At 73.7% G+C, this 5,780-nt stretch carries 5 protein-coding genes and 2 pseudogenes; all 7 read left to right on the top strand.

Translation table 11 applies throughout. The features are described from left to right. Positions 1 to 121, top strand: a pseudogene (locus ACVNF4_RS31560) (DivIVA domain-containing protein); the annotation flags it as partial. Between the two features lie 81 nt (positions 122 to 202). Continuing rightward, positions 203 to 391, top strand: a pseudogene (locus ACVNF4_RS31555) (asparagine synthetase B family protein); the annotation flags it as partial. Between the two features lie 165 nt (positions 392 to 556). Further along, on the top strand, positions 557 to 1,735 hold the full coding sequence (locus ACVNF4_RS31550; protein WP_461806303.1) for an asparagine synthetase B family protein: 1,179 nt from the start codon (positions 557 to 559) through the stop codon (positions 1,733 to 1,735). 15 nt (positions 1,736 to 1,750) lie between these two features. Further along, positions 1,751 to 3,100 carry an aldehyde dehydrogenase family protein gene (locus tag ACVNF4_RS31545; protein WP_461806302.1) on the top strand — a complete coding sequence of 450 codons (1,350 nt, stop codon included), beginning with the start codon at positions 1,751 to 1,753 and terminating at the stop codon, positions 3,098 to 3,100. Further along, the gene (locus ACVNF4_RS31540) at positions 3,097 to 3,291 is read left to right on the top strand and encodes a hypothetical protein (protein WP_461806301.1); all 195 of its coding nucleotides are present in this window, start codon (positions 3,097 to 3,099) and stop codon (positions 3,289 to 3,291) included. The genes ACVNF4_RS31545 and ACVNF4_RS31540 overlap by 4 nt, the downstream gene beginning before the upstream one ends. Before the next feature lie 190 nt (positions 3,292 to 3,481). Further along, entirely contained in the window at positions 3,482 to 4,588 is a 1,107-nt protein-coding gene (locus ACVNF4_RS31535; protein WP_461806300.1) for a hypothetical protein, read from the top strand. Between the two features lie 50 nt (positions 4,589 to 4,638). Further along, on the top strand, positions 4,639 to 5,780 hold a 1,142-nt coding region (locus ACVNF4_RS31530), incomplete at its 3' end, for a sensor histidine kinase (protein WP_461806299.1).

Here is a 5,780-nt window from a genome sequence, read left to right as displayed (position 1 = left end):
CCGGTCACCCGCGCGGACGTCGACACCCTCCGCTTCCCGCTCGCCGTACGCGGCTACCGGATGTCCGACGTGGACGACGCACTCGGCCGCCTCGCCGCCGAACTCGCCGAGAGTCGTCCCGGGCGAACCCGGCCACGCGGACGGCCCGTTCGAGGCGGACGGAGCGCGGGCCGTCGGCGAGGTCACCCTCCACAACCGCCCCGAACTCCACGCCGCCCTGGCCGCCGACGGCGCCCCCGTCCCGCCGGACGTCACCGACGGCGAACTCCTCCTGCGCTGCTGGACCCGCCTCGGCGCGGAGGGCGTCGCGCTCGCCGAAGGCATGTTCGCGCTGGCGGTCCTCGACGGGGACGACGTCGTCCTGATCCGCGACCACGTCGGCGCCCGCACCCTGTTCTACGCCCGCGCGGACGGCACCTGGGCGGCGGCCACCTCACTGCGCGCCCTGCGTCGCTGGCCCGCGCTCGGCACCCGCGTCAACCTCTCCGCCGTCCGCTCCTTCCTCACCTTCGCCTACCTGCCGGGCGACGAGACCCTCCTGGAGGGCGTTCGGGAGGTGCTGCCGGGACGGGTGCTGCGGCTCAAGGCGGACGGGAGTACGGCGGAGACGGTGTTCTGGGAGCCGAGGGAGCGGATCGACGATGACGACGACCCCGTCCAGACGCTGCGCGCCCTTCTGGAGGAGGCCACCGCGCGACGGCTCCCCGAGGACGAGGCCGTCGCCGTGCTGCTCTCCGGCGGCGTCGACAGCTCCCTCGTCACCGCGCTCGCCGCGAAGCTGCACGGGCGGCCCGTCCACACCTACTCGATCAGCTTCGGTGACGAACTCCCCAACGAACTGGGCTACTCCGGGCTGGTCGCCGCCCACTGCCAGACCCGGCACCGGGTGCTGACCGTCTCCGGGACGGCCGTCGCCGCCCGCCTCGCCGACACCGCCGCGCTGCTCGACAGCCCGGTCGGCGACCCGCTCACCGTGCCGAACCTGCTGCTCGCCGAGGCGGTCGCCGGGGACGGGTTCGGTGTCGTCCTCAACGGGGAAGGCGGCGACCCGGTGTTCGGCGGGCCGAAGAACCTCCCCATGCTGGTGCAGACGATGCACGCCCGCGCCCCCTGGTCCGAGGACCGGGCGACCGCCTACCTGCGCTCGTACCGCAAATGCTGGACCGACCTCCCCGACCTGCTCACCGCCGACACCCTCTCCGCCCTGGAGGCCGCGCCGGCCCCGCAACGCTTCGTCGAGCCCTACCTCACCGGCCAGGGCCGCATGCCCCACCTCCTCAACCAGCTCCTCCACTGCAACCTCCGCACCAAAGGCGCCCACCACATCCTCACCAAGGTCGAACGCCTCACCGCCTCCCAAGGGCTCCAGGGCCGCGCCCCCCTCTTCGACCGGCGCGTCGTCGACCACGCCTTCACCGTCCCGCCCACGCTCAAACTCCGGGGCACGGCCGAGAAATGGGTGCTCAAGGAGGCCGCGCGGGACCTGCTGCCCGAGACGGTCGTGGACCGGCCCAAGAGCGGGATGCGGGTGCCGGTGCAGCAGTGGCTGAGCGGACCGCTGCGGGACCTCGGCACCGACCTGCTGCTCGGCAGGGCGGCACGGGAGCGGGGGCTGTTCCGCGCGGACACCGTACGGACCTGGCTGCGCGGCGAGGGGACGCTACTGCCCCGGCAGGGCGGCAAGTTGTGGCTCGTCCTCACCCTGGAGCTGTGGCTCCGGGCCTACGACCTCTAAGGGAGAACAGCGCACGTGAACACCATCCTCATAGATCCCCGCACCGGGCGTTCCCGAGGCACCTCGCCCATCGGCCGAGAAGCCGAGATCGGCACAGCGGTCACCAACGCCCGTGCGGCAATGACGAGTTGGCGGGCGCTCACCCCCAAGGACCGCTCACGCGGGCTGGAGCGGCTGGCCGCCCTGGTGGAGGAGCACGCGGCCGAGTACGCCGCCCGGGAGAACGCCGGGACCGGCAAGCCTCAGCGTGAGACGGTGGGGGAGGTGGCGCAGGTCGCCGACCTGTTCCGGTTCTACGCGTCCGCCGTGCGCGCCCAGACCGCGCCTGCCGCCGGGCGGTTGATCGACGGGCACGAGAGCTGGGTGCGGTGGGAGCCCCTCGGCGTCGTCGGCGTCGTCGTGCCCTGGAACTACCCGCTGATGATGGCCGCTTGGCGGTGCGCGCCCGCCCTCGCCGCGGGGAACACCGTCGTGGCCAAGCCCGCCGAGACGACGCCGGACTCCCTGGAGCTGCTCGCCGAACACGCCGCCGAAGCACTCGGGCCGGGGGTGCTGGAGACGGTGCCGGGGGACCGGGAGACCGGGCGGCTCCTCGTCGCCGCCGACGTCGACATGATCGCGTTCACCGGCAGCGCCCGCGCCGGCGCCGATGTCGCCGCACGGGCGGGTGGCCGCCGGGTGAGCCTCGAACTCGGCGGCAACGCACCCGTGTTGGTCCTCCCCGACGCCCCCGCCGACACCTGGACCCGGCTCGTCGACGCCTGCGCCTACAACGCCGGACAGAGCTGCGCCGCCCCCGCCCGCGTGATCACCCTGCGCGAGAACTACGAGCAGACGGTCGCCGAACTCGCCGCAGCGGCAAGGCGATGCGCCGCCGGCCGGGACTTCGGCCCCCTCAACAACGCGGACCAGGCGGCCCGTTACGACGGGATCGTCAAGTCCTCGGCAGCGCGCCGCAATCTGCTCGGCGAGGTCGTTGCCGGGGCCGGTGAGGAGAACGGCTTCTGGCGTCCCGTCCGTATCCTGGCCGACCTTCCCGACGACGATCCGGCCGTCGTGGAGGAGGTGTTCGGGCCGTTGCTGACGGTCCAGCAGGCCGACGGCCTCGACGCCGCCGTCCACCTCGCGAACGGCGTCCCGCAGGCCCTCGCGGCCAGCGTCTGGACCCGGGACCTCACGACCGGACTCGAAGTGGCCGCCCGGCTCGACGCGGGGGAGGCATGGCTGAACTGCCACCTCGCCCAGACGGCGGAACTGCCGCACGGCGGCCGGGGCGCGTCGGGACACGGGACCGACCTGAGCGTGCTGGCGCTGCACGAGTACCAGCGTCCGAAGACCGTGACGGCGAGGCTGGTGCGGGGATGAGGAAGGCGCTGTTCGCCGGGGTGCAGGTGGCCGCCGGGCTGACGCTCACGGTGCTGTACCTCCTGGGGAAGATCACGGAGGTGCCCTACTCGATCTTCGCGATCATGTTCGGAACGGGACTTCTCGTGGACGGCTGCCGGAGCCTGCACGCCCTCAGAACCAGCGGTGGGGACAACCCCCGCGAACCCTGACCGGCCTGTGCCCGGCCGCCTTCTTCGGCCACCGGCTGCGCGAACTCCCCGGCACCTTCCCCGACGTGCCGCTCCGGCAGAGCTGACCGGGCCGATCGGCACACGGCGCTGGACGATCGGCCGATGCGACGACCGGCCGGAGCGCCCTAGCGTTCACGGTGAACGAGAACGCGTGGAAGGGGAGCCGCAGATGGGGCAGCACACCGACGGGATGACGACGGAGTTCGGCACGGACGTCGTGCAGTCGCTGGCGCGGGCGCTGAAGGTCGCGGTCAGGGTCGAGCTGAAGGCCGTCGGCACGGACACGGTCCTTGAGGAACTGGTGGCGGAGACGGACGCCGGTGAGGCGATCGCCCCCGGGATGCGGAAGTCCGGTTCGCTCGGCGGGCTGATCAGGGCGCTGGCCACGGGAGGGCGCTGGATCAGCACCGACGAGGCCGAGGACGTCGTGGACGACGAGGTGGACGCCGTCTGGCGGGAGGCGCTGTGGACGCGCCGCACCGGCAAGCCGGACGCGGTCGAACTCCCCGGCATGACAAGGGCGTTGCGCGCCGCACTGCACCACGCCCTGGAGGCGGCCCGCGCCGAGGGCACTCTCTCCGTCAACCGGAACCACGTGGCCCGCGCCCTCCTGGAGCTGCCCGGCACCCGCGCGCGGGAGGCGATGACGCTGGAGCGGATCGACACGGCCGCCGCCCTGGAACGCCTCGCCGCCCGCACCCCGGAGGAGGCGCCGGAACCCTTGAGCCTGCGGGTGCTTCGCATGGGCGGGGCGTTCGGCCGCAAGAGCAACCCCGTGACACGCGTGCTCGGTTCCTGGGTCTCGGGAAGCGGGGCGAACGGTTCGCCGGTCCTGTCCGCCGTCCACTCCGAGGCCCTGCGCCATGCGGCACGCCGGGGCCGTGACCTCTGCGAGCCGGTGGACCAACTCGCGGGCATCCTCGCCCTCGACCGCACCCTCCACGTCCACGGCCGCACTCTTCCCGACGACCTGAAGGCCGCCAACTCCGCGGTGGACGTCCTGCGCGCGCACGGCATACGGCAGGACACCCTGCGCGCCGCCCTCACCGCCGCACCCACAGCCCCCGAAGAAGAAGCCGAGGAGTACACGACGCTCACCCCCGCCGCCGAGCGCGCCACCGACCTCGCCCGCCTCACCGCCGCCGAACACGGCGCCCCCACCACCGGCACGGTCCACCTCCTGACCGCCCTCCTCGACGACGAGACCGTCACCGGCGTCCTCGGCCCGGACGCTGGCGCGCTGCGGGCCGACCTGACTCCCCTGCTCGGCGCGTGACTCCCGACGGCTACGGTTCCCCCTGGGAGAACGCCGCCGGAGGGGAGAACATGCGTCGACTGCTCACGGACGCACGGGTGTCGAGGGTCCGTGAGGAGGCCACCGCGATCAGGGCGGACGCCCTCGCCGCCGACCACCGCACGGCCGTCCGCGAGGGACTCCTCAGCGCGCTCACGGCGCTCTGCTGCCTGCTGCCGCTGTTCCTCGCACCCCCGGTTCACGTGCTGTGGGCGATCCTCGAAGCGCTGTGGGCGACGCTTCTCGTGCCCGCCCGGCGGCTGCGGCCCGGCGTCGCGATCCTGGGGGCGTCGGTGCTGGTCGTGGGGGAGAACGTGTGGACGATGGCGGTCGCACCGCTCGTCGTGCTGGCCGCCGCGCGCAGGGTGGAGCGGCTGTGGCGGACCGCCGGGATCTCCTGCGGGCTCGTCGGTGTCCTCGCCCTCTTCAAGGCGGCGCTCCAGCCGCAGGACCGGCTGCTGGAACTCGGCGGCAGCGCGGGCAGCGCGGTGATCCTGCTGGTGCTGCCCGCCCTCGCGGGCCGGCTGCTCGGCCGCCGCCGGCCCCTCGTCAGACTCCTCAAGGAGCGCAACGCCTACCTCGAACAGGCCCGCGCGCTCAGCGACGAGTCGGCCCGGATGCAGGAGCGCCACCGCATAGCGGGCGAGATGCACGACCTGCTCGGCCACCGGCTCAGCCTCATCTCCGTCCACGCCGGAGCCCTCGAACTCGCCGCCGGCCGGCAGGCACCCGCCCTCGCCGGACAGGCCGAACTCCTGCGCACGACCGCCGGGACGGCCATGCGGGAACTCCGCGAGATCCTCGGCGTCCTGCACCACACGGACCTCACGGGGGAGGAACGCGGCACCCGCGAGGACATCACCGCCCTGGTCACCGGCTCCCGCAGGGCGGGCAGCACCGTCGAGCTGGACTGGTCCGTGCCCGACACGGCAGAGGTGGGGTTCCGGACCCGGCAGGCGATTCACCGGGTCGTGCGCGAAGGGCTCACCAACGCGCTGAAGCACGCGGCCGGGGCGGACACCCGGGTGGTCGTCAGGGACACGGGCGGCGCGGTCGAGGTGTCGGTCACGAACACCGCCCCGCGCACCGGGGTGCGCTCGCAGGGCGGGACCGGCAGCGGGCTGGTGGGGTGCCAGGAGCGGGTCTCGCTGCTCGGCGGGAGGTTCGAGGCGGG

Source organism: Streptomyces sp. S6, from assembly GCF_054880855.1.
The sequence above is the reverse complement of the archived record's forward strand: the minus strand, read 5'-3'. Positions and strand labels throughout refer to the sequence as shown.

Coding starts and splice junctions, on each gene's coding strand:
- ACVNF4_RS31540 (WP_461806301.1), top strand. CDS start 3,097: ATGAGGAAGGCGCTGTTCGCCGGGGTGCAGGTGGCCGCCGGGCTGACG.
- ACVNF4_RS31535 (WP_461806300.1), top strand. CDS start 3,482: ATGGGGCAGCACACCGACGGGATGACGACGGAGTTCGGCACGGACGTC.